The sequence below is a fragment of the Corynebacterium sp. NML130628 genome (assembly GCF_001875665.1).
Taxonomy (GTDB): domain Bacteria; phylum Actinomycetota; class Actinomycetes; order Mycobacteriales; family Mycobacteriaceae; genus Corynebacterium.
In genome coordinates, this window is sequence record NZ_MLAL01000017.1 from 1 (window position 1) to 20,657 (window position 20,657).

Annotated in this window: 15 protein-coding genes, 1 tRNA gene and 1 other RNA gene; 9 read left to right on the plus strand and 8 right to left on the minus strand. The window is 64.2% G+C overall.

All coding sequences use genetic code 11. The features are described from left to right. Positions 1-396 precede the first annotated feature (396 nt). Positions 397-1,065: a queuosine precursor transporter gene (locus BJP07_RS05090; protein WP_071566416.1), complete on the minus strand. Its 669-nt coding sequence runs from the start codon at positions 1,063-1,065 to the stop codon at positions 397-399. Between BJP07_RS05090 and gluQRS the strand changes: the two genes are divergently transcribed. Together gluQRS and BJP07_RS05100 are read left to right on the plus strand one after the other, a co-directional pair. Beyond that, positions 1,064-1,984, plus strand: coding sequence for a tRNA glutamyl-Q(34) synthetase GluQRS (gene gluQRS / locus BJP07_RS05095; RefSeq protein WP_071566417.1), 921 nt, complete (start codon positions 1,064-1,066; stop codon positions 1,982-1,984). The two genes, BJP07_RS05090 and gluQRS, sit on opposite strands and share 2 nt — an antisense overlap. Before the next feature lie 172 nt (positions 1,985-2,156). Continuing rightward, the gene (locus tag BJP07_RS05100; RefSeq protein ID WP_143109676.1) at positions 2,157-5,798 is read left to right on the plus strand and encodes a YPDG domain-containing protein; all 3,642 of its coding nucleotides are present in this window, start codon (positions 2,157-2,159) and stop codon (positions 5,796-5,798) included. A gap of 521 nt (positions 5,799-6,319) precedes the next feature. On the opposite strand, the gene BJP07_RS05105 is transcribed toward BJP07_RS05100, so the two are convergent. Continuing rightward, positions 6,320-6,405 (minus strand) — tRNA-Ser (locus BJP07_RS05105). Between the two features lie 113 nt (positions 6,406-6,518). On the opposite strand from BJP07_RS05105, the gene ffs reads away from it, so the two are divergent. The 6 genes from ffs (at position 6,519) to recR (ending at position 11,664) form a co-directional block, all read left to right on the plus strand. After that, positions 6,519-6,617, plus strand: an RNA gene (ffs, locus tag BJP07_RS05110) — signal recognition particle sRNA small type. Between the two features lie 114 nt (positions 6,618-6,731). Further along, positions 6,732-8,018, plus strand: a complete 1,287-nt coding sequence (locus tag BJP07_RS05115) for an aminotransferase class I/II-fold pyridoxal phosphate-dependent enzyme (protein ID WP_255365927.1) — start codon at positions 6,732-6,734, stop codon at positions 8,016-8,018. Further along, the gene (locus BJP07_RS05120; protein ID WP_071566419.1) at positions 8,015-8,551 is read left to right on the plus strand and encodes a hypothetical protein; all 537 of its coding nucleotides are present in this window, start codon (positions 8,015-8,017) and stop codon (positions 8,549-8,551) included. The genes BJP07_RS05115 and BJP07_RS05120 overlap by 4 nt, the downstream gene beginning before the upstream one ends. Positions 8,552-8,569: 18 nt before the next feature. Continuing rightward, on the plus strand, positions 8,570-10,528 hold the full coding sequence (locus tag BJP07_RS05125) for a DNA polymerase III subunit gamma and tau (RefSeq protein WP_071566420.1): 1,959 nt from the start codon (positions 8,570-8,572) through the stop codon (positions 10,526-10,528). Between the two features lie 73 nt (positions 10,529-10,601). Then, a complete protein-coding gene (locus BJP07_RS05130) occupies positions 10,602-10,979 on the plus strand; it encodes a YbaB/EbfC family nucleoid-associated protein (RefSeq protein WP_070363280.1) in 378 nt (125 codons plus the stop codon). A gap of 58 nt (positions 10,980-11,037) precedes the next feature. Then, positions 11,038-11,664 (plus strand): recombination mediator RecR, encoded by a 627-nt coding sequence (recR, locus tag BJP07_RS05135; protein WP_071566421.1) that lies wholly within the window; start codon positions 11,038-11,040, stop codon positions 11,662-11,664. A 209-nt stretch (positions 11,665-11,873) separates the two neighbouring features. Here the strand turns inward: recR and BJP07_RS05140 are convergent, their stop codons facing one another. From BJP07_RS05140 to BJP07_RS05165, 6 genes are all read right to left on the minus strand, one after another. Beyond that, complete coding sequence (locus BJP07_RS05140; RefSeq protein ID WP_071566422.1) at positions 11,874-12,593, minus strand: type 1 glutamine amidotransferase; 720 nt, start codon at positions 12,591-12,593, stop codon at positions 11,874-11,876. Continuing rightward, entirely contained in the window at positions 12,586-13,845 is a 1,260-nt protein-coding gene (locus tag BJP07_RS05145) for a Mur ligase family protein (RefSeq protein WP_070477278.1), read from the minus strand. Before BJP07_RS05145 ends, BJP07_RS05140 begins: the two co-directional genes overlap by 8 nt. Before the next feature lie 9 nt (positions 13,846-13,854). Beyond that, positions 13,855-14,847: a hypothetical protein gene (locus tag BJP07_RS05150; protein ID WP_071566423.1), complete on the minus strand. Its 993-nt coding sequence runs from the start codon at positions 14,845-14,847 to the stop codon at positions 13,855-13,857. 14 nt (positions 14,848-14,861) lie between these two features. After that, a complete protein-coding gene (locus tag BJP07_RS05155; RefSeq protein ID WP_071566424.1) occupies positions 14,862-16,271 on the minus strand; it encodes a hypothetical protein in 1,410 nt (469 codons plus the stop codon). 227 nt (positions 16,272-16,498) lie between these two features. Then, on the minus strand, positions 16,499-18,259 hold the full coding sequence (gene leuA / locus BJP07_RS05160) for a 2-isopropylmalate synthase (RefSeq protein WP_083584095.1): 1,761 nt from the start codon (positions 18,257-18,259) through the stop codon (positions 16,499-16,501). Positions 18,260-18,410: 151 nt separating this feature from the next. Then, positions 18,411-19,268, minus strand: a complete 858-nt coding sequence (locus tag BJP07_RS05165) for a DMT family transporter (protein WP_071566426.1) — start codon at positions 19,266-19,268, stop codon at positions 18,411-18,413. A gap of 114 nt (positions 19,269-19,382) precedes the next feature. Between BJP07_RS05165 and BJP07_RS05170 the strand changes: the two genes are divergently transcribed. Then, on the plus strand, positions 19,383-20,648 hold the full coding sequence (locus tag BJP07_RS05170) for an aspartate kinase (protein WP_071566428.1): 1,266 nt from the start codon (positions 19,383-19,385) through the stop codon (positions 20,646-20,648). The last annotated feature ends 9 nt before the right edge of the window (positions 20,649-20,657 follow it).

Genomic DNA, 20,657 nt, shown 5'->3' on the forward strand with positions numbered 1-20,657 from the left:
AACACCGACTGGGTTGCCTGAGAAAGTCACGATTATCCGCACAACAAGTAAGACCGCGCCGACGCCGTGTGCGTTGATGATGCATTGTTAACCATGATTCCAGTCCACAACCACTTGACACCGAACGTCCAAACATCTAGCACTTTTCGCACCAGCACTTTTGAATGTATGGCCCAAATGTGGTTGCGTCTTTTGTTACTCGGGCTGGCTGGGGCGACACCAAAATCCCTGTTTTTGGGAAACGCCGTCAGCATTTCCCCAGGTCGTCGGTGCTGCGTGGAGGAATTTGGTGCGTGCTGCCTCAGGGTGTGCACCGAATTCCCTGATTTCGGGAAGGCCAATAAGAAAAAGCCCAGGTCGGTCCTGGGCTGTGATGGAATGTGGTGCGTGGTTCCTTTAAAGCGCTTGCTCGCGGCGTCGCACCCACGCGATGGTCGGGTAGGTGATTGGGAGGAGGACGACTTCGAGCAGGGTCTTCCACAGGAAGCCGACGACGACGTAGTTGATGAACTGGCCCGGCGTTTCGATGCCGATCACTGCCGCTGCGATGGCGCAGAACAGGAGGGTATCGGCGAACTCGCCGACGATGGTGGAGCCGATGAGGCGTGCCCACAGTCGGTCGTGCCCGAACCGGTCTTTCATTTTCTGCAACACCCACGCGTTGAGTAGCTGGCCTGCGATGTAGCCTGCCAGGGATGCCATGACGATGCGTGGCATGAGGCCGAGGATCGTCGAGAAGGGTTCTTGCATGTCGTAGAAGTCGGCGCCGGGGAGCCAGATGGCGATGTAGAAGGATACGACGGCCAGGATGGCGATGCCGAACCCGGTGAAGATTGCCCGGCGGGCGGCTTTGAATCCGTAGACTTCGGCGAGCACGTCGCCGAGGACGTATGCAAGTGGGAAGAGGAAGAAGGCGCCGTCGGTGATGAATGGTCCGAGGGCGACTCCCTTCTGTGCTGTGATGTTGGAAATGAGGAAGACGGCGCAGAACACAGATACCAGTACAGGGTAAAGCGATCGCGCAATAGTTTCTTGGTTTGTCACGGCTACATATCCTATACACATGAATGCTGGACGGTATGCACCTTCTCCGAGTGGGGATCTTCATTTTGGTAATTTGCGCACGGCGCTGTTGGCGTGGTTGTTCGCGCGGCAGAGTGGGCGGCGTTTTTGGTTGCGGGTGGAGGATGTTGATTCGGAGCGTTCGTCGGAGGAGGCGGGGCGTCGTCAGATAGGGGATTTGGTGGCGTTGGGTCTTGATTTTGATCCGCCGGTGGTGTGGCAGTCGCAGCGGTCGGCGTTGTATAAGGCGGCGTTGTCGCAGCTCCCGGTGTATGAGTGTTACTGCACGCGCCGAGAGATTCGGGAGGCTGCGAGTGCGCCGCATGCGCAGCCTGGGCTGTACCCGGGCACGTGCAGGGACTTGGATGAGGAGCAGCGAGCTTTTCGACGTCACCAGCTTTCGCAAGAGGGCCGCATGCCTGCCCTTCGCCTCCGTGCCGAGGTGCGGGAGTGGACGGTGCGGGACTTCTTCGCGGGGGAGGTGACGGGGCCCGTTGATGACGTGGTGGTGCGTCGCGGTGGGAATCTTGCGCAGGCGCAGGCGGGTGACTGGGCGTATAACTTAGCCGTGGTTGTCGACGACGTGGAGCAGGGGGTTGACCAGGTGGTTCGCGGGGATGACCTGTTGATGTCGGCGCCCGCGCAGGCGTACATGACGCACTTGTTGGGCGGGCGGGAGCCGGAGTATGTGCACGTGCCGTTGGTGCTCAACGCGGAGGGGAAGCGGCTGGCGAAGCGTGATGGGGCGGTGACGTTCGCGGAGATGTCGCAACGTGTTGGGGCGGAGGGGGTTGTGCGGGCGCTGGCGGAATCGGTCGGGTGTGCGGGTGCTGGGACTGTGCAGGAGATCCTTGCGCGCTTTGATCCTGAGAGGCTTTCAGGGGATCCATTCGTCTGGACAAATACACCCGCGCGGGGGTAATCGCAGGTCGGATTACATGCATGTGATGGAAAGATTTTGACGACAACTGTGCAGGTCCAGGCACTCGCTGAAATTTAACTGTCAAAAGTGCTTGAAACTTCTTAAAAAACGTTCATGATGAATGGATAACTACAGATAACAGACAGCTGCCTCTGAGGGGAGTTTCAAGAACATGCGAAATCGTAGAATGTCAGCCACGGTGGTGGCGCTGGCACTGGGGGCGTCGGCGCTCGTAGCGCCACAGGTGGATGCGCAGAGCATGGGGGACAACCGCTGCCACGACGTGTTGAGCGCGAACACCCTGTTCCCGCACCAGCACGTCGGTGCGGTGAGTACGCCGAACGAGGGGTCGTTTGAGACGGGTACCCGTGCCGTCGTGAACGAGCATGGCCAGGTCGAGGTGTACTACTGGGTCAGCCTTCACGGTGATGGCGAACATGCTGTGGACTCGATGGTTTCCGAGCTTCGCATGAACCAGACCCGTATTGCTGCCGAGTTCGATGAAACTTTCACGCTGTCAGCGGTTTCAGTGGGGGAGACGATCCCGGGTGCGGGACGCACCGGAGAAGACAGCACGACCAATATGGACCTGAAGGTCACCGGAAGCGCCCTCGTCGACCGGACGGAGCTGCACCTGTCAGAGAGCACCCCGGAGGTTTCTGCGAAGGTGACCCTTGAAGGTGGCAAGGACATCGTCGAAGGCGAAACACGGACCTTCGCATGGGTCGCTCGAAGCGCAGGTACCGGCTACGAGAACTTCTCGAACCGGCTGGGGTTCGAAGCCCGAAATATTGCCGAGGTAGACCTGCTGCCAGTGCCGGCAGAGAACGCGCAGTGCTACCCGCTGCAGGCGGCCCAGGACAAGGTGCCGGTTGTTACCGCGAACGGCAAGGAATTTGCTACGAACATCCAGGTAAGCAACGGTTCTGAGGTCGACTACGGTCGTGTGATTGCCGTAGTGAAGCGCGACGGTAAGCCTGTTGAGGGCGCGAATGCGCGCGTCGACAAGGATGGGCGCGTTTACGTCACCCTGCCTGTCGGTGGGACTGGTGATGTCGACAACGAAAAGCCGGAAACCCTTCAGGTGGAGGTGTACGCCACCCCGCGCGCAGGCGCCGACGAGCTCAACCTGCAGAAGTACAAGGAAAACGCCAAGATCGGCGAAACCTTCCAGCTCAAGACCAAGCAGTGGGCCCCAAGCTACAGCGACAAGAAAACCTCTCCAGGCAAGACCGCAACTATCCCGCTGAACCCAGGCGAGCCGGCGTACCCCGACGGCACCACCTTCAAGGTCATCGGCGCCACCCCAAGTAGCGAAGATCGCCAATGGAACGTCGTCCTCGAGCCAAAAAGCAACGCGCTCAAGGTGACCGCTCCTCTCAATGCTCGCCTCGAAGACACCGTGACCGTGCAGGTCAAGGCATCTTACCCGGACGGCTCCCACGACGTGCTGACGTCCGTGGTCGGCGTTGACACGACCCTGGCGCAGGGCCACAACCCTGGCTACGACGTCGTGATCACCCGCCCATCCGTCACGGTCACCCTGCCGCAGGTCCGTGACCCAGAGTTGCCGGTCGGCTCGACGTTCAAGACCGCCCCTGATCAGCAGTTCGGTGACTGGAAGGTGGGCGTCGATAAGCGGACGGGCGTAATCACCGCCACGCCGCCAGCCAACGCCCGCGACGGCGAAACCAAGACCATCAACGTCGAGGTGACCTTCCCGGACGGCTCCACCAAGATTGTCCCAGGCACCGTCATCGTCAGCGCACCACCGCGTGCTGAGAACCCAGACGCCTACTACCTGGCGGAAACCACCCGCCCAGGCGTCGAAGTCACGGTCCCTGCCCCAGAGTTCAGCGCGGAAGCGCCGAAGGGAACCAAGTTCTCCATCCACGACGCCTACAAGATTCCGAAGGGCTGGAAGGCCAACGTCGGCCAGGACGGCTCCGTCACCGCCACCCCACCTGCCGACGCCAAGCCAGGCGACCGCATCGTGGTCCCCGTCCAGATCACCTACCCAGACGGCTCCTCGATCACCCGCCCGGCAGTCGTCGTCGTAATTGACGACGCCCCCAAGGGCACCAACGACGTCCAGTTCCCACCAAAGTCGACCAAACCGGGCACCGTCGTAGTCGTCACCCCGAAGGATGGTGCCGAAGGCTCCACCTACGTCGTCGAGCAGAAGGACGTCCCTGCGGGCTGGACCATCAACATCGACAAAAACACCGGTGTCGCGCACGTCACCCCACCTGCCGACGCCAAACCAGGCGACTTCGGCGTCATCAACGTGAAGGTCACCGATCCGAAGGGCAACACCATCACGCGGCCAATCGTCGTGACCGTCGTCGACGATCCAGCCGCCCCCGTCGACCCGAAGCCGGCCACCCCTGCTGCTCCGGACCAGAACTACGCCCCGAAGCAGACCAAGCCGAACCAGACCGTCACCGTCAACCCGACGCCACGCGCGCCGGGCGGCACCACCTTCGTCATCTCGCCTGGGTACAAGGCGCCGAAGGGCTGGAAGGTCACCGTCGGCGAGGACGGCGGCGTCACCGCCACCCCACCTGCCGACGCCAAGTCCGGCGACTACACCGTCGTCCCAGTCGACATCACCTACCCAGACGGCCAGAAAGTCACGCGCCCAGCAACCATCCTCGTTGTTGACGACGCCGACACCCCAGAAGGCCAACCACCAGTCGACTACAACCCAAGCCGCACCAAGGGCGGCGTCACCGTCGTCGTGCCGCCGAGCACCAAGCCAGACGGCGCGACTTTCAAGATCGTCGACGGCTGGAAAGCCCCCGAAGGCTGGGACGTCAACGTGAACGGCGACGGTTCCGTCTCCGTCACGCCACCTAGCAACGCTAAGCCAGGCGACCAGGTCGTCGTCCCGGTAGAGATCACCTACCCAGGCGGCAAGACCGTCACCCGCCCAGCCGTCGTTACCGTCACCGGCGACACCCCGTCGACCTCTGCCGGCAACACCCCTCCAACCATCGAGGTCACCCCTAAACCAGGCTCCACGGAGAAGATCGTTGTTACCCCGGGCACGCTGAACATCGTGATCAACGTGCCAGGCGCCAACATCGGCAACCTCAAACTGCCCGAAGGTTGGACCGCTAAGCGCGAGGGCGACAAGGTCATCATCGTCCCTCCAGCAAACCGGACCCCAGACCCCAAGGGCTTCGACATCAAGATCCCAGGCCGCGACGGCGACGTCACCGTCCACGTCGTAGTCGAGGGCGACAAGGACAAGCCGAAAACCCCAGGCAAGAGCTCGGCCGATGACCTGCAGCGCTGCTTCGCCGACATGTCCTCCCACGGCGGGCCACTCCTGTGGCTCATCCCGCTCGGGCTGGCAGTCGCCGTCGGCGCGCCGCTGCTCGCAGCAATGGGCCCAGAGATCAGTGCCTCTGCCCGCCGCGTCTCCGAGCAGATGAACATCCCGAACCCATTCGGCAACTTCGGCGACAACCGACCTGACTTCCTGAAGCAGCTCGACATCGAAGCCGCACGCCTGAACGCCAAGTTTGGCCCGCAGGCCACCGAGGCCCTCGGCGCCATCGCGGCAGTCACGCTCGGCATCGGTGCCCTGGCCGGCCTGCTCTCCCTGTGTGCCCCAGGTGAGAATGGCGCAGCCAACAAGATCCAGCAGAGCTCCAACGAGGGTTCCTCGCTCGGCGACTTCCTCGGGCGGAAGCCTTCGACAACTGCCACGGCTACCGCTACGGAGTCCGCTACCACCACGGCAGCAGCTCCTACGACGACGGAGCCTACAACCACCGCTGGACCGACCACTCCTAAGGAGAAGTAACCTCCCCTTGGGCCCCGCCTAAACCCCGCGACCTACCCCATAGGCCGCGGGGTTTTGTTTATGACCTCGCGCCGGACGCGCGCACCAAATTCCCTCGCGCGGAGGGCGTGACCTGGGGAAACGCCTTGGCGCCTTCCCAAAAGCAGGAATTTGGTGCGCACCGAGAAGGAAACGACACCAAATTCCCTCGCGCGGAGGGCGTGACCTGGGGAAACGTCTCGGCGCCTTCCCAAAAACAGGAATTTGGTGTCTTGCCGTGGGGTTTGAGTGACAATGGACGCAATTCTTGTTGGGGGAGAGGCTGAAAGCCCAGGTCGTAAAAATGGGGGGTGCGTCTTTTGTCACTGGTGCGGGGGAAGGAGCACCAAATTCCCTCGCGCGGCGGGCGCGACCTGGGGAAATGCCTTGGCGCCTTCCCAAATCCAGGAATTTGGTGCCCAAGCCCGAGCCACGAGCACAAGCCGAACACGAAAACAGCGCACCCGGCGAAAAACTTCGGTCGGGTGCGCTGTGAAAAAGCGCGGAGGATGTGGGATTTGAACCCACGAGGGTCGTGAAACCCGCACGCGTTCCAGGCGTGTGACATAGGCCGCTAGTCGAATCCTCCTAGTTGCGACACATCAAGCGTCGAGGGACTACTTTAACCCATTCACCGGCTTCATACAAAACGCCAGCGCAATAATTGTTTTGCAACGCCTAAAGCTTCAAGCTAGAGTGTTCTGCAGGATCTCACGCGGTGCTCATCTCGTGAACTCCCCCAGGGCGGGAACGCAGCAAGGGTAAGCGGGCGCTGGCAGGTGCGTGAGGTCCCCTTTTTATTGGGGTAAAACAGGGGAAAATCGGGATAAAACCGTCGCGCGGGGTGGGGTGTCGCTAGTACGATGATGGCTCGTTAGTAGACAGGACTCAGTACACGGATAGGACACCACGACATTGAATACCCCGTTGAAAGAATTAGATGCTGAGCAGCTCGCAAGTCTGGCTGCTGAGTTGCGTGAGCAGTACAAGCAGCTGGAGGAGACCAACATGGCGTTGGATCTCACGAGGGGGAAGCCGTCGGCGCGCCAGTTGGATCTGGCGGATGAGCTGTTGGCGCTGCCGGGTGTGGGGAATCACCGGGATGCGTCGGGTGTGGACGTGCGTAATTACGGCGGGTTGACGGGCATTTTGCAGTTGCGCGAGCTGTGGTCCGAGGTGCTCGGCGTTGATCCGAACCTGTTGGTGGCGGGGGACTCGTCGTCGCTAAATATTATGTTTGACCTGGTGTCTTGGGCGTACACGTTTGGCACGAATGATTCGCCGCGGCCGTGGGCTGAGGAGCAGCGCGAGCACGCGATTAAGTGGCTGTGCCCAGTGCCCGGCTACGACCGCCACTTCACGATTACGGAGCGTTTCGGCTTCGAAATGATCACGGTCCCGCTGCTGGAGGACGGCCCCGACATGGACGTCGTGGAGGAGTTGGTGAAGGACCCAGCTGTCAAGGGCATGTGGTGCGTGCCGGTGTTTTCCAACCCGACGGGTGCGGTGTACTCGCAGGCGACTATCGAGCGCCTGGCGGCGATGGAGACGGCCGCGCCGGACTTCCGCATTGTGTGGGATAACGCGTACGCGGTGCACACGCTGACGGATACGTTCCCGGTGAACGTGGACGTGCTTGAGGTGTCTGCGAAGGCTGGCAACCCGAATCGTTTCTGGTACATGTCGTCGACGTCGAAAATTACGCATGCGGGCTCGGGCGTGGCGTTTTTTGCCTCGTCGGAGGAGAACCTGGAGTGGTACGTCTCGATTGCGAATGTGCGCGGTATCGGCCCGAATAAGGTGAACCAGTTGGCGCACGCGATGTACTTCAAGGACGCGAATGGGCTGCGGGAGATTATGCAGAAGCATGCCGAGTCGCTGGCGCCGAAGTTTGAGGCGGTGCTTGAGGTGCTGGAGAACCGGCTCGGGGGCACGGGTGTGGCGTCCTGGTCGAAGCCGGAGGGTGGCTACTTCATTTCCTTGGATGTGATGGATGGGACTGCGACTCGCGTGTGGGAGCTGGCGAAGCAGGCTGGTATCAGCCTGACGAAGGCGGGCTCGGCGTTCCCGCATGGGCAGGACCCGAACGACCGCAATATTCGTTTGGCGCCGTCGATGCCGCCGCTTGAGGAGGTCACGAAGGCGATGGACGGCGTGGCCACGTGCGTGCTGCTTGCGGCGGCGGAGAAGCTCGGCGCATGACGGGAGACGAGCTCGCTGCCTGGTTGGCCTCGGTGTTCCCGGGGATGCAGCTTTCGCTTATCGACGCCCGCGCCGCCGCCACCGCGGAACTGGACGGTGCGAACGTAGCGGTGACTGCCGGGTTCAGCGGCACCGATTTGGGCCTGGTGTTGGCGGACGATGACGCCACCCAGGTGGTGTGTGAGGTGATGGCGGTGGGGGACGTCGATAAGCAGGTGCTTGCGCAGGCCGTCGTGGACGCGACCCGCGAACTTGAGCGGCTTGGGGTGCCGGGCCAGCCGGGCGTGCTGCTCGAGGGGCTGCTGGCGAACGCGCCGGGCACCGTGCGTCATGGGCTGTTGCGGGAGCCGGAGGTGTTTGCGCAGGGCACCCCAATGGTGCGTGAGCCGGGCCGAATCACGCTGCTTCTGGAGCTGATTGCCCTGACGGATGAGGAGTTCGGGATCGCTTCAGAGCAGGGCTATCCGGTGCTGGAGCGGCGTCTGCGCAGGCGTGGCGTGGATGTGAAAGATTGGCGCCGGGAAGAGGGCTGATCGTCTACACTTGGCGCCGTGGCTCTGTACCGGAAATATCGTCCTGCAACGTTTGGTGAGCTGGTTGGGCAAGACCAGGTGACTGTGCCGTTATCGAACGCTCTCGACAACGGGCGCATCAGCCATGCGTACCTGTTTTCAGGGCCGCGGGGGTGCGGCAAGACGTCCTCGGCGCGCATCCTGGCGCGTTCGTTGAACTGTGTTGAGGGGCCGACGTCCACTCCGTGCGGCAGGTGCGCGTCCTGTGTGTCGCTGGCGCCGGGTGGCAGCGGGAACCTGGACGTGATGGAGCTGGACGCCGCCTCCCACGGCGGTGTCGACGATATGCGTGAGCTGCGCGAACGCGCCATGTTTGCGCCTGCGGAGTCCCGCTACCGCGTCTTCATCATCGACGAGGCGCACATGATTTCGCCCTCCGGCAACAACGCCTTGCTGAAGATTGTGGAGGAGCCACCAGAGCACCTCATCTTCATCTTTGCGACGACCGAGCCGGAGAAGATCCTCGGCACGATCCGCTCGCGTACCCACAACTACCCGTTCCGCCTGCTGACTCCGCAGGCGATGCGCCACCTGCTGGAAAACATCGTGGCGGAGGAGGGCGCGCACGTCGACGAGAACGTGTACCCCCTGGTCATCCGCGCGGGCGGCGGTTCGCCGCGCGACACGCTGTCGGTGTTGGATCAGTTGTTGGCGGGCGCCGGCCCGGACGGCCTGACTTACGAGATGGCGTTGCCGCTGCTCGGGGTCACGGATCTCTCACTTCTCGACGCCGCCGTCGACTCACTCGCGGCCAAGGACGCTGCGGCGATGTTCCACACCATCGATAAGGTGATTGAGTCTGGCCACGAGCCGCGCCGCTTCGCCCTCGACTTGCTGGACCGCCTGCGTGACCTGCTGCTCATCGTCACCGTGCCGGATGCCTTCGGCGAAGGGCTTGTCGACGCCCCCGTCGACCGCGCCGAAATCCTCCGCGCCCAGGCGCAGCAGTTCCACCCCTCGACGCTGGCCGCGCTCGCGACCGAGGTCAACGACCGCATCGCGGACCTTCGCGGCGCGACGTCCCCGCGCCTGCTGTTGGAAGTGATGATGGCGCACCTGCTCACGATGGGCGACCGCCCGGCGGCCCCCGCTGCTACACCGGCGCCGGCCGTCCAAGCTCAGCCGGCCCAGCCGCCTGCGCAGGCCCCGTCGCAGGGTGGGGGAGCCGCGGCCGCTGCGGCTGCGGCGGCCAGGATCGCGGAGCGCCGCAAGGCGCAGAGCGCGCCGAAACCTGCGCCTGCACCGAAACCCGAGCCCAAGCCGGTGCCGCAGCCACCGGCGGAACCCGCAACGCCGCCGAAGCCCGAGCCAACCCCAGCACCAGACCCAGCGCCAGCGCCCGCGGAAGATCTCCTCGAGCGCGTGCGACGTGACTGGATGAAGTTGCGCCAGGCCGTCGGTAAGCGCAATCAGGTTGCCGAAATCATGCTTGCCGAGGCCAAACCACTCTCCCTCGACGACGAAGACGGCCAGCCCACGCTACTCATCGGGCACAACACGGGCGCGCTTGCGGAGCGACTCAACGCCGACAACAACAACGCAGACATCGTCGTAGTGTTCTCCGAAGCACTTGGCACCAAGGTTGCCGTGCGCTGCGTGGTGGGCACGGCAGGGGCGAAGGGGGCGTCGAAAAGTAAAGAAACCCCCGCGGCGCAGCAGCAGCCCACTGACTGGCGCGCGATAGCGAAAGCCGCCGGGCAACGCAGCGCGCAACAAGAACGCCGCGAACGCGAAGAAGTCCCACCACCGCCCGAACCAGTCCACGATGACGCCGGATGGGAACCGCCACCGCCGCCACCCGAGCCCTACAGCCAAGAGGACGAAGAACGCGACATGGTCAACCAAGCCGAGGCCGAATCAGCGTCCTTCGACCGCCGCGACGCCACCGAAGTCGCCATGGACCTGCTTGCCAGCGAACTTGGAGCCAAGCCCTTGTAAGCATTCAGGAACCACCGGGTACACTGGTGAGCAAATTAGACAAAATCACTGACACGAAAGGGTGTTACGCACCATGACCCAGCCAAATATGCCTCAGGACATGCAGGAACTCATCCGCCAGGCAGCCGAGGTGCAGCAGGCGCTGCAGCAGGCACAGCAGGAGCTGCTCAGCACCACCGTCACCGGCACCGCTGGCGGCGGCCTGGTCACCGTCGTCATGACCGGTGGCGCAGAGATCACCGACCTGCAGATCAAGCCGGAGGCTGTTGACGCCGACGACGTCGAGACGCTGCAGGACCTCATCCTCGCCGCATACCGCGACGCCCACAACAAGGCCGGCGAGCTGGCACAGGAGAAGATCGGCCCACTGACCGGCGGCGCAATGCCACAGGAGGCTCCTGGTGGTCAGCAGCCTGCACCTGGTGAGATTCCGTTCGGCGGCATCATCTAAACCCACCCGCTTGAACGCCTGGCACTTCGCCAGGCGTTTTGTGTTGTAAAGGACCCCCATGTTCGAAGGACCGCTCCAAGACCTTATCGACGAGCTCTCGCGCCTCCCCGGCGTCGGACCCAAGTCTGCGCAACGGATCGCCTTCCACCTCCTCCAAACCGAGGCCGAAGATATCGACCGGCTCCGCGCCGCCCTCGCCGGCGTCCGCGACGGCGTGACGTTCTGTCGCATCTGCAACAACGTCTCCCGCGAAACGGTCTGCCGCATCTGCGCCGACTCCGGCCGCAAAAAAGACCTCATCTGCGTCGTCGAAGACGCCAAAGATATCCAGGTCATCGAGCGGACCGGTGAGTTCAACGGCCGCTACCACGTGCTCGGTGGGGCACTGGACCCACTTGCGAACGTGGGCCCCAAGGACCTCGCCGTCACGCCCCTGCTGAAGCGCATCGGCGGCGTCCTTCCCGACCTCGACGGCGACGACGCCCCCCAAATCACCGAAGTCATCCTCGCCACCGACCCCGACACCGAAGGCGAAGCCACCGCCTCCTACCTGGCCCGCCTGCTCAAGGACTTCCCAGATCTGACCGTCTCCCGCCTGGCCTCCGGCATGCCGCTCGGCGGCGACCTCGAGTTCGTCGACGAGCTCACCCTCTCCCGCGCGCTCTCCGGGCGGCTCACGTTGTAGGAGGTGCTGTGCACCAAATTCCCTCACTGACCCTAGCAGGCGCTGAGGCGTTTCCCCAGGTCGCGAAAATCCAATGAGGGAATTTGGTGTCACCCCAACCGGGCCGAGTGCCAAAGGACGCAACCGCTTATTTGCGACCTGGGCTTTTCCCGAGTTCCTCGGAACGAATTGCGTCCTTTGGCACTGGCTCCTAGAGCGCTAGCGGCAACCTACCTGAGGCGCTCCTTGCGCAGCTGGTCCACCTCGGGCAACGCGAGTGGGGTGAGTTCCTGGGCGTGGATGCCGAGGGCGCGGGCGAGGAGGAGGTCGGCAAGTTCGGGGTTGCGGGCCAGGGCGGGGCCGTGCATGTAGGTGGCGATGACACTGCCCTGCACAACGCCCTCAACGCCAGCCCGAGAACCAGCACCCACGTTGTTGCCCACGCCGCGTTTCACCTGGCCGAGTGGGGAGGCGTCGGGGCCGAGGGTGGTGCCGCCCATGTGGTTTTCGAATCCGGTGAGGGGGGCGGAGAGGCCGTCGAGAAGTGGGTGGGATTGGACTTCCCCGATGGCGCGCTCCGACATGGGGGAGGTGCGGACGTCGAGGACGCCGATGCCGGCGACTTCCTCGCCGTGGGCGGTGAAGCTGTGGCCGAGGACCTGCATGCCGGCGCAGACGGCGAAGACGGGGCGGCCGGCGTCGATGGCGCGCTGCAGGCCGGGGGATGCTTGCAGGCGGGAGGCCGCAATGATTTGGGCGGAGTCCTCGCCGCCGCCGAGGGTGTAGATGTCGCAGTCGGAGGGGATGTCCTCGGTGAGGGGGATGGGTCGGATGTGGGTGTCGATGCCTCGCATGCGAGCGCGTTGGCGCAGGACGAGTGCGTTGCCGTCGTCGCCGTAGGTGCCGAGTACGTCGGGCAGCAGCAGGCCGATGGTCAAAGTGTTAGTCACGGTCCAGCTCCTTGTGTAGGTCCTTTTTGAGGTCGCGGAAGGCGGTGTAGTTGGCCAGCACTTCGACGCGGCCGGGTGGGCAGGCGCGGATGGCGTCGACGCAGTTGTGGATCAGTTCGTGTTCGATGTCGGCGTAGAGCAGGCGCACGGCGAGGTCGGTGCCGCGTTCGCCGGCGGCTTTGACGGCGATGCCGTGGAAGTCTTCGAACTTGACGTCCCAGAGCCAGGAGAGGTCTTCGCCGTCGGCGACTTGGCCGTTGACGGCGATGACGAGGCCGTCGGCGGTGCGGTCGACCATGGAGAGGGCCTCTTGCCAGCCTGCCGGGTTCTTGGCCAGCAGGAGGCGGACTTCGTGGTCGCCGAAGTGGATGGTGGAGTAGCGCCCGGCGACGTCTTGGACGTCGGCGACGGCGGCGAGCGCGGAGGCGAGTGGTACACCGAAGACGTCGACGGCGCAGGCTACGGCCTGTGCGGCGTTGCCGCGGTTGGCCCGCCCGGGTAGCGCCAGGTCAAGCGTGACGACGCCCCCATCCGGGCAGCGCAGGCCGTCGTCGGTGACGGCGTAGGTGGGGGTAGGGCGTCGAAACTCGGAGCCATCGGGGAGGGGCTCGACGGCGTACCAGTCGTCCTCGGTGCGTACGACGTGGCCGCCGCTGCGGGGGTTGGTGACGGAGTCTCCGAGCCAGCCAGCGCCCGCGGAAACCCAGATGACGTTGGGGTGGTCCCAGGCGACGGAGGTCATCAGCACGTCGTCGCAGTTAGCGATGACGGTGGCCTCCGGGTGGGCGTTGACGGCGCCGCGGAGGGCGCGCTCGATCTTGTTGATCTCGCCGACGCGGTCCAGCTGGTCGCGCGACAGGTTGAGCAGCACGAACGCCTTCGGCTGCAGCCGGTCGGCGACGTGGGGGACGTGCAGCTCGTCGACCTCGAGGGCGATCGTGGAGGCGTCCTTGCCCGCCATGAGCGCGGAGATGATGCCGGCGTCCATGTTGTCGCCGCCGTCGTTGGTGGCCACGGTCCTGGTGGAGCGCAGCGCCGCCACCAGCATCTTTGTGGTGGTGGACTTGCCGTTCGTGCCCGTCACCAGCACGGCCGGGCGCCCCTTGGACAGGCCTGCCATGATGTTCGGGTCGATCGCGTTGGCAACGAGCCCGCCGATCATGCCGCCGGCGCCGCGGCCGGTGGCGCGCGACGCGAACGTGGCGGCCTTCGCGGCGGCCAGCGCAACAGAGGTACGCAGTTGTGAGAGCATGCCTCTACGTTAGTCGCGCGCTACGGCCTGGAGAAACTCCTGCGCGCTGAGCACCGGGATGTTTTTGCGGTGCGCGTGCATCGCTTTGCCACGCAGTTCTGCGCCGCGGGAGGGGGCGTCGGATACTACGAGGGATGCGGTGCGTGTGAGCTTTTCTTGGTAGTTCAGCCCGGCGTCGAGCGCGGCCTGGATGAGCTCGTCGGGGTCGACGGCGACATCGTCGGAGATGGAGATCTCCATGCCTGGCTTGAGGCCCGCACCCGTGTAGACGCCCGGATTATCGACGTCCCCTTCGCGCTTATGCGCATCCACCCGCAGCGCGGAGCGCTGCAGGCCGAAGCGGTCCGCCTTGAGGTCCTCCGGGTCAATGCTGGTCAGCGTGCCGTTTTCGCGCAGCTGCAGGTACACCGCGACGAGCTTCAGTGTGGCCGCCCGGGAGAGTTCCTCCTCGGGGACGCTGGCGCGTTCGACGGTGGCGGTGGCCGGTTCGGAGAGCACGCCGACTTGGTTGGCCACGGCGTTGAGTCGCTCGTCGATGAGGATGTGGCCCTGGCGGCGCGCGCTGCCGAGGATGTCCACGATTGCTTCGGGGCGCGGGATGTGGCCGACGCGCTGGCGGCGCCGGTTGTGTTTGCGGGCGCGTTGGCGGTTGGCGCGGGCGGCGGCGTTCATGGCGCGGCGCGACTCGGAGACGAGGTACCCCCACTCCGTGGGGCTATCGAGCAGGATGAGGGTGCGGTCGTCGATAAGCTTGTTGAGTGTCTTGAGGTGCCGCGCGAACCGTGGCGCCTGAGCGAAGTCGCTCTTCTCCAGGTTGTGGAGGTGGCGCGGGCCGGCGTCTTTGACCGGGTTGAATACGGCGTGGAAGTCCTCGCCGACCTCGCCGTTTTCGTCGAACGTGACCGCATCGAGGGTGAGCAAACGCCCCGTGGAGGGGTGGATGCTTGTCGAAAGGGCGCTTACCGCGATGAACGGAAAGAGCTCGTGGTCAGGTGTTGTCATCACTTAGATAGTAGCTATGGCCACTGCACGCGGTGTAATGGGCCGCCGAGCGGCGTGTCCGACTGGATCTGGAGGCCGCCGAAATTGTACTCGTAGTCGGGCGCTGGTGCTGGCGCGGGCGCCGGGGCGGGCTGTTCCTGGGCCGGGGCCTGCTGAGCAGGTGCCTGTTGGACTGGCGCAGGGTTCTGCCACACCGGGGCAGGCTGCGCAGGTACCTGGTATGCCGGTTCCGGCTGGGCTGGGACAGGCACCGAAGCCGGCTCCGAGACAGGCGCGGGCTGGGGAGAACTCTCCGGGTGTGTTTCCGTGGTCGCCGGCTTCGCCTCGGAGGTGGAAGGCTCCGGCTTCTGCTCAGAGTTACTCGGGGAGTGCGCGGGCTCCGTCACGTACGTCGAGACAGTGTCCGGCGAACCGCTCCACTGTTCGCTGAACGCCAACGAGCCGAGTAGCGCGATCAGCAACGCGCCGACAGCGGCGGCCACCCAGCGCATCGGGTGGATAGGATCGTCCTTCTTCGGCTGGACCTGCGTCGTATTCTTGTCCGCAGGTGCCTCCACGGCGGGGAACTCCTCCGAATCGGCCTCTGCCGCGGCGGACTTGGCTACCGCGTCAGCGGAGGTATCCAGCTCCTCTGGACGCACTACCGGGATGACGGTGGTCGCCGACATCGATGAGGTGTCCGGGTGTCGAGGGTGGACCTGCACCGGCGGGATGGGGGAAAGCGGCGGCAGCTCGTCGGGGGCGAGTGGGCTGGCGGTTACGCTGAGCGAAGGCTTGCCGCCCAGCGGTGCCAGGTAGCCGTGGGCGACAGCCAGCAGGCCACGGTCCTGCAAGGAGCGCAGCGTCGGCAGCAACGCAGTGGCGACGGGTCCCGCCAGCGTGCCGACGGCCCGATCCCCAATCGCGACCTGCACAGTATCTTCAGCAGCATCCTCCGCGGCGCTCAGTGTGAGTAGGTAATGCTTCCTGTCCAGCATCGAGACCTCCCGGGCCTCGTGTGCGTCCGGCAGGAGGGACACGTCGTAGGTGCGGGCGTCGTCGAGAAATACCCACGGATCGGTCGGGGGCTGGTTGGTGGGGATACATAGGCCGGGGCGTGGCAGGCGGAGCACGGTCTGTAGGGAGCCGTCCGCAAGGCGGGTGGCGCGCACTGTGACCTGCGGAATCATTGACGCCTCTACGATCCAGGACAGCTCAGCGTACTCGCGGGCGTCCGACGCGCTCATGCTGCCGAGCACTGCATCCTGGAAGTGAATGTCGAACCCGCTGCTCTCGGCGCGCGGGATGAGCAGCGTTGCAAGGTCCGCAACATCCGTGTCGGCGGCATCGAGCAGTTCGATGATGTGATCCTGCGCCGCATCCTGCACCGGGATGTTGCGAACAGCACCAAGGCCGTGGTCTGGAACCACGTATGTCGTTGCCATCTCGCCCTGCCTTACCCGCTGCTGCCTCGCCAGTAGAAAAATCTCCGAGCATTGAGTATAAGGCGCACACCTGGGTCAACGCATGCCGCCCCACGTCGGCGTGCCGCACGTCGCGTTCGTACGCAGCGCGGATCCGTATTCGCTGAGAGGGGCGTAAGAGAAGCGAGCGCGCTTTATCACTCGCATCTCAGTCCGTCCGCCAGAAATACCCCCCGACGGGGGCGGTATTACGCGAGCGTCGAACGGTTCACCGCGGACACGATGGCCTGCATCGACGCCAACGTCGTCGACCCTGCCACGCCGGCGCCCCACGCGCACTTGCCGTCGACATCCGCGTAGATGTAGCAGGCCGCGTCGGCGTCGTCACCCGCGGTGCGGGCGCGCTGCGAGTAGTCCTGCACCTCGACGTTGATGCCGATGTGCTCCAGCGCGTTCGCGAACGCTGCGATCGGGCCGTTGCCCACGCCGGCAACATCGTGGTCATGCCCGTTGTAGGTCACGCTCGCGCGGATGCCGGTCGCCGCGGCGTCCTTGCCCTCCTCATCCGACGTGTGGAAGGAGTGCAGCTCCAGCGGAGCATCCAGGTCCAGGTAGGTCGTGGCGAAGATGTCCCACATGTTCTTCGAGTTGATCTCGCCGCCCTCGCTGTCGGTGATGCTCTGCACCACCGTCGAGAACTCCGGCTGCATCGCCTTCGGCATATCGATGCCGTGGTCCGTCTTCATGATGTAGGCAACGCCACCCTTGCCGGACTGGGAATTGACCCGGATGACGGCCTCGTAATCGCGGCCCACGTCCTTCGGGTCGATCGGCAGGTACGGGACCTCCCACACCGTCTCGCGCAGCTCTTCCCACTGCACCTCGGTGGAGTTCGCGCCGGGGCGCACCTTGCTCGCCAGGGCGTCCAGGCCCTTGTTGATGGCGTCTTGGTGCGAGCCGGAGAACGCGGTGAATACCAGGTCACCGCCGTAGGGGTGGCGCTCCGGGACGCGCAGCTGGTTGCAGTACTCCACGACGTCGCGGATGCGCTGGATGTCGGAAAAGTCGATCTGTGGGTCGACGCCCTGCGTCAGCATGTTCAGGCCCAGTGTGATCAGGTCGACGTTGCCGGTGCGCTCGCCGTTGCCGAACAGGCAACCCTCGATGCGGTCCGCGCCCGCCATGTAGCCCAGCTCGGCGGCGGCGATGCCCTCACCGCGATCGTTGTGGGGGTGCAGCGACAGGATGATGGAGTCGCGGCGCTGCAGGTTGCGGTGCATCCACTCGACCGAGTCCGCGTACACATTCGGGGTAATCATTTCGACGGTCGCCGGGAGGTTAATAATCATCGGCTGCTCCGGGGTCGCCCCCATGATCTCGACGACGGCGTCGCACACCTCAGCCGCAAAGTCCAGCTCAGTGCCGGTGAACGACTCCGGCGAGTACTCCCAGCGCCAGTTCGTGTCCGGGTAATCCTTCGCGATCCTCTTGATCAGTTCCGCCGCGTCCGTCGCCAACTTCTTGATCGCCGGGCGGTCCTTACGGAATACCACCTCGCGCTGCAGTTTCGACGTCGAGTTGTAGAAGTGCACGATGACGTTCTTCGCGCCCGAGCAGGCCTCGAACGTGCGGCGAATCAGGTGCTCACGAGCTTGCACCAACACCTGGATGGTGACGTCGTCTGGGATCATGTCCTGCTCGATGATCTCGCGCACAAAGCTGAAGTCAGTCTGCGAGGCGGACGGGAACCCTACCTCGATTTCCTTGTAGCCCATCTCCACCAGCAGGTTGAACATGCGGCGCTTGCGCTCCGGGTTCATCGGGTCAATCAGGGCCTGGTTGCCGTCGCGCAGGTCAACCGCACACCACTGTGGCGCGTGCGTGATGGTGGCGTCTGGCCAGGTGCGGTCCGGCAGGCGGATAGGCTCCACTTCCTGCGCAAACGGCAGGTAGCGGTGTGCCGGCATCGTGGATGGTTGCTGCTTATTCCATGCAGGTTGGGTGGTCATTGGGCTGTTCTCCTTCGCGGCGTGTTTTACGGTCGGCGTGCACAAACTCCGCGACGGGCGCCGGCCGTGTTACAACGAGGCCTGTATCCCGCCGCGGCAGACTAGGAGCAGCAGCTGATGTGACATGCGCCAAAGCATACACGTTATGCGACTAGCCCACTTGAATACTGGTCCGGGTGAGCATCGCCGCACTGGCCAGCATCATAATTATCGACGCCACCATCGCCACCCAACCCCCAACAGTGGACACAGCGAAGTTCTCCCCAAGCAGCACAATCCCCAGGGTGAGCGCCACCAGCGGCTCAACGACCTTCATTGCGGGCAGGGTGGTGGCCAGTTTGCTTGCGCCGAACGCGAACTGCTGCACCGCGGTGCCCAGCACCGCGCAGGCCAACATGGCCCAAAACTGCCAGGATTCCACCAGCCCAACGACGCCGCCGTGGACGTAGGCGTCCACCGCCACCTTGGAAAACACCGCCAAGTAGCCGAAGATCGCGCCGCACAGGATGCCGTAGGACAACGCCTGCGTCGCGGCGCCGCGGGTGCGGGCGAACACGACCGTGCCAACCATCCAGGCCACCCCAAACCCGATTGCCAACACCCAACCAACCATCCCAGGCGGGGCAGTGCCCGGCACCGGGCGGCCCACCAGGATCACCACCGCAACGAAAATGGTCAGCAGCGCCGCCCACGCCGTGCCCTGCGGCGACATCCTACGGTGTTCCACGCGCGCCGAAAGCAGCAGCGTGAACATGAGCGACAGCACCAGAATCGGCTGGACTACCAGCAAGGACCCGAACGCCAACGCCAGTGCTTGGAAGCCGTAGGCGGCCAGCGCAAGAGCGAGCGATGCCCACCAGGCGGGGCGTCGCAAAGAAGCGAGCGGTGCGGGATTGACCTCCGTCGTGGAGCGGCCGGCGCGCAGAATGCGGTGGCGCCACACCGTCCCCACCGCGATGAGCAGCGCAGACGCGAGCGCAAAGCTGATCGCGAGGAAGTCGTTCTGCATGGTCAACGATAATACTAATTTTCTGTGCCATGTCGCCCCATAAGCGTTTTTGAGACGCTATTCTTATGGTGCGGATTTTCACGCGACAGTTTTATACCGACGGAAGGTTCAATCATGGCATTGATCGTGCAGAAATACGGGGGCTCGTCCCTCGAAAGCGCAGACCGCATACGCGCGGTCGCCGAACGCATCGTTGCCACCAAGAAGCAGGGGCACGATGTCGTAGCGGTGTGTTCCGCAATGGGCGACACCACCGACGAACTGCTGGACCTCGCCGCCCGCGTCAACCCAACCCCACCCGCCCGCGAAATGGACATGCTCCTCACCGCGGGCGAGCGCATCTCGAACTCGCTGGTCGCGATGGCAGTCGCGTCCTTCGGCGCCGAGGTGCAGTCGTTTACCGGCTCGCAGGCGGGCGTCATCACCACCGAGCGCCACGGCAACGCCCGCATCATCGAGGTCACGCCAGGCCGCGTCCAAGAAGCTATCGACGCCGGCCGCATCGCCATCGTCGCCGGCTTCCAAGGCGTCAACCGCGACACCAAGGACGTCACCACCCTCGGCCGCGGCGGGTCCGACACCACCGCCGTGGCCCTCGCCGCCGCCCTCGGTGCCGACGAGTGCGAAATCTACTCAGACGTCGACGGCGTCTACACCGCCGACCCCCGCATCGTCCACAACGCCCGCAAGCTCGACAAACTCTGCTTCGAAGAGATGCTTGAGCTTGCCGCGTCCGGCTCGAAAATCCTTGTGCTGCGCAGTGTGGAATATGCGCGCGCATTCAACGTACCCCTGCGGGTGCGTTCTTCATACAGCAACGATCCCGGCACCCTCATCGCCGGAGCATTGGAGGATATCCCCATGGAAGAAGCAGTACTGTCCGGCGTTGCCACCGACGCCTCCGAAGCGAAAATCACCATCCTCGGCGTCAAGGACCTGCCAGGGGAAGCAGCCAAGGTGTTCCGTGTTCTCGCCGACAACGAGATCAACATCGACATGGTGCTGCAGAACATCTCCACCCTTCACAACCTGACCACCGACATCACCTTCACCCTCCCAATCGCCGACGGCCCCCGCGCCATGGAACTGCTCAAAACCATGCAAGAACAGCAGGGCTGGGACAACATCACCTACAACGACCAGATCGGCAAGGTGTCCCTCATCGGCGCAGGCATGAAGACCCACCCAGGCGTCACCGCCGACTTCACCGAAGCACTTCGCGACGCCGGCGTGAACATCGACATGATCACCACCTCCGAAATCCGCATCACCGCAGTAGTCCGCGAAATCGACCTGAACGACGCCACCCGCGCCATCCACGAAAAATTTGAACTCGGCGGCGACGAACCAGCCGTCGTCTACGCTGGCACCGGACGCTAAGAAAGGAAA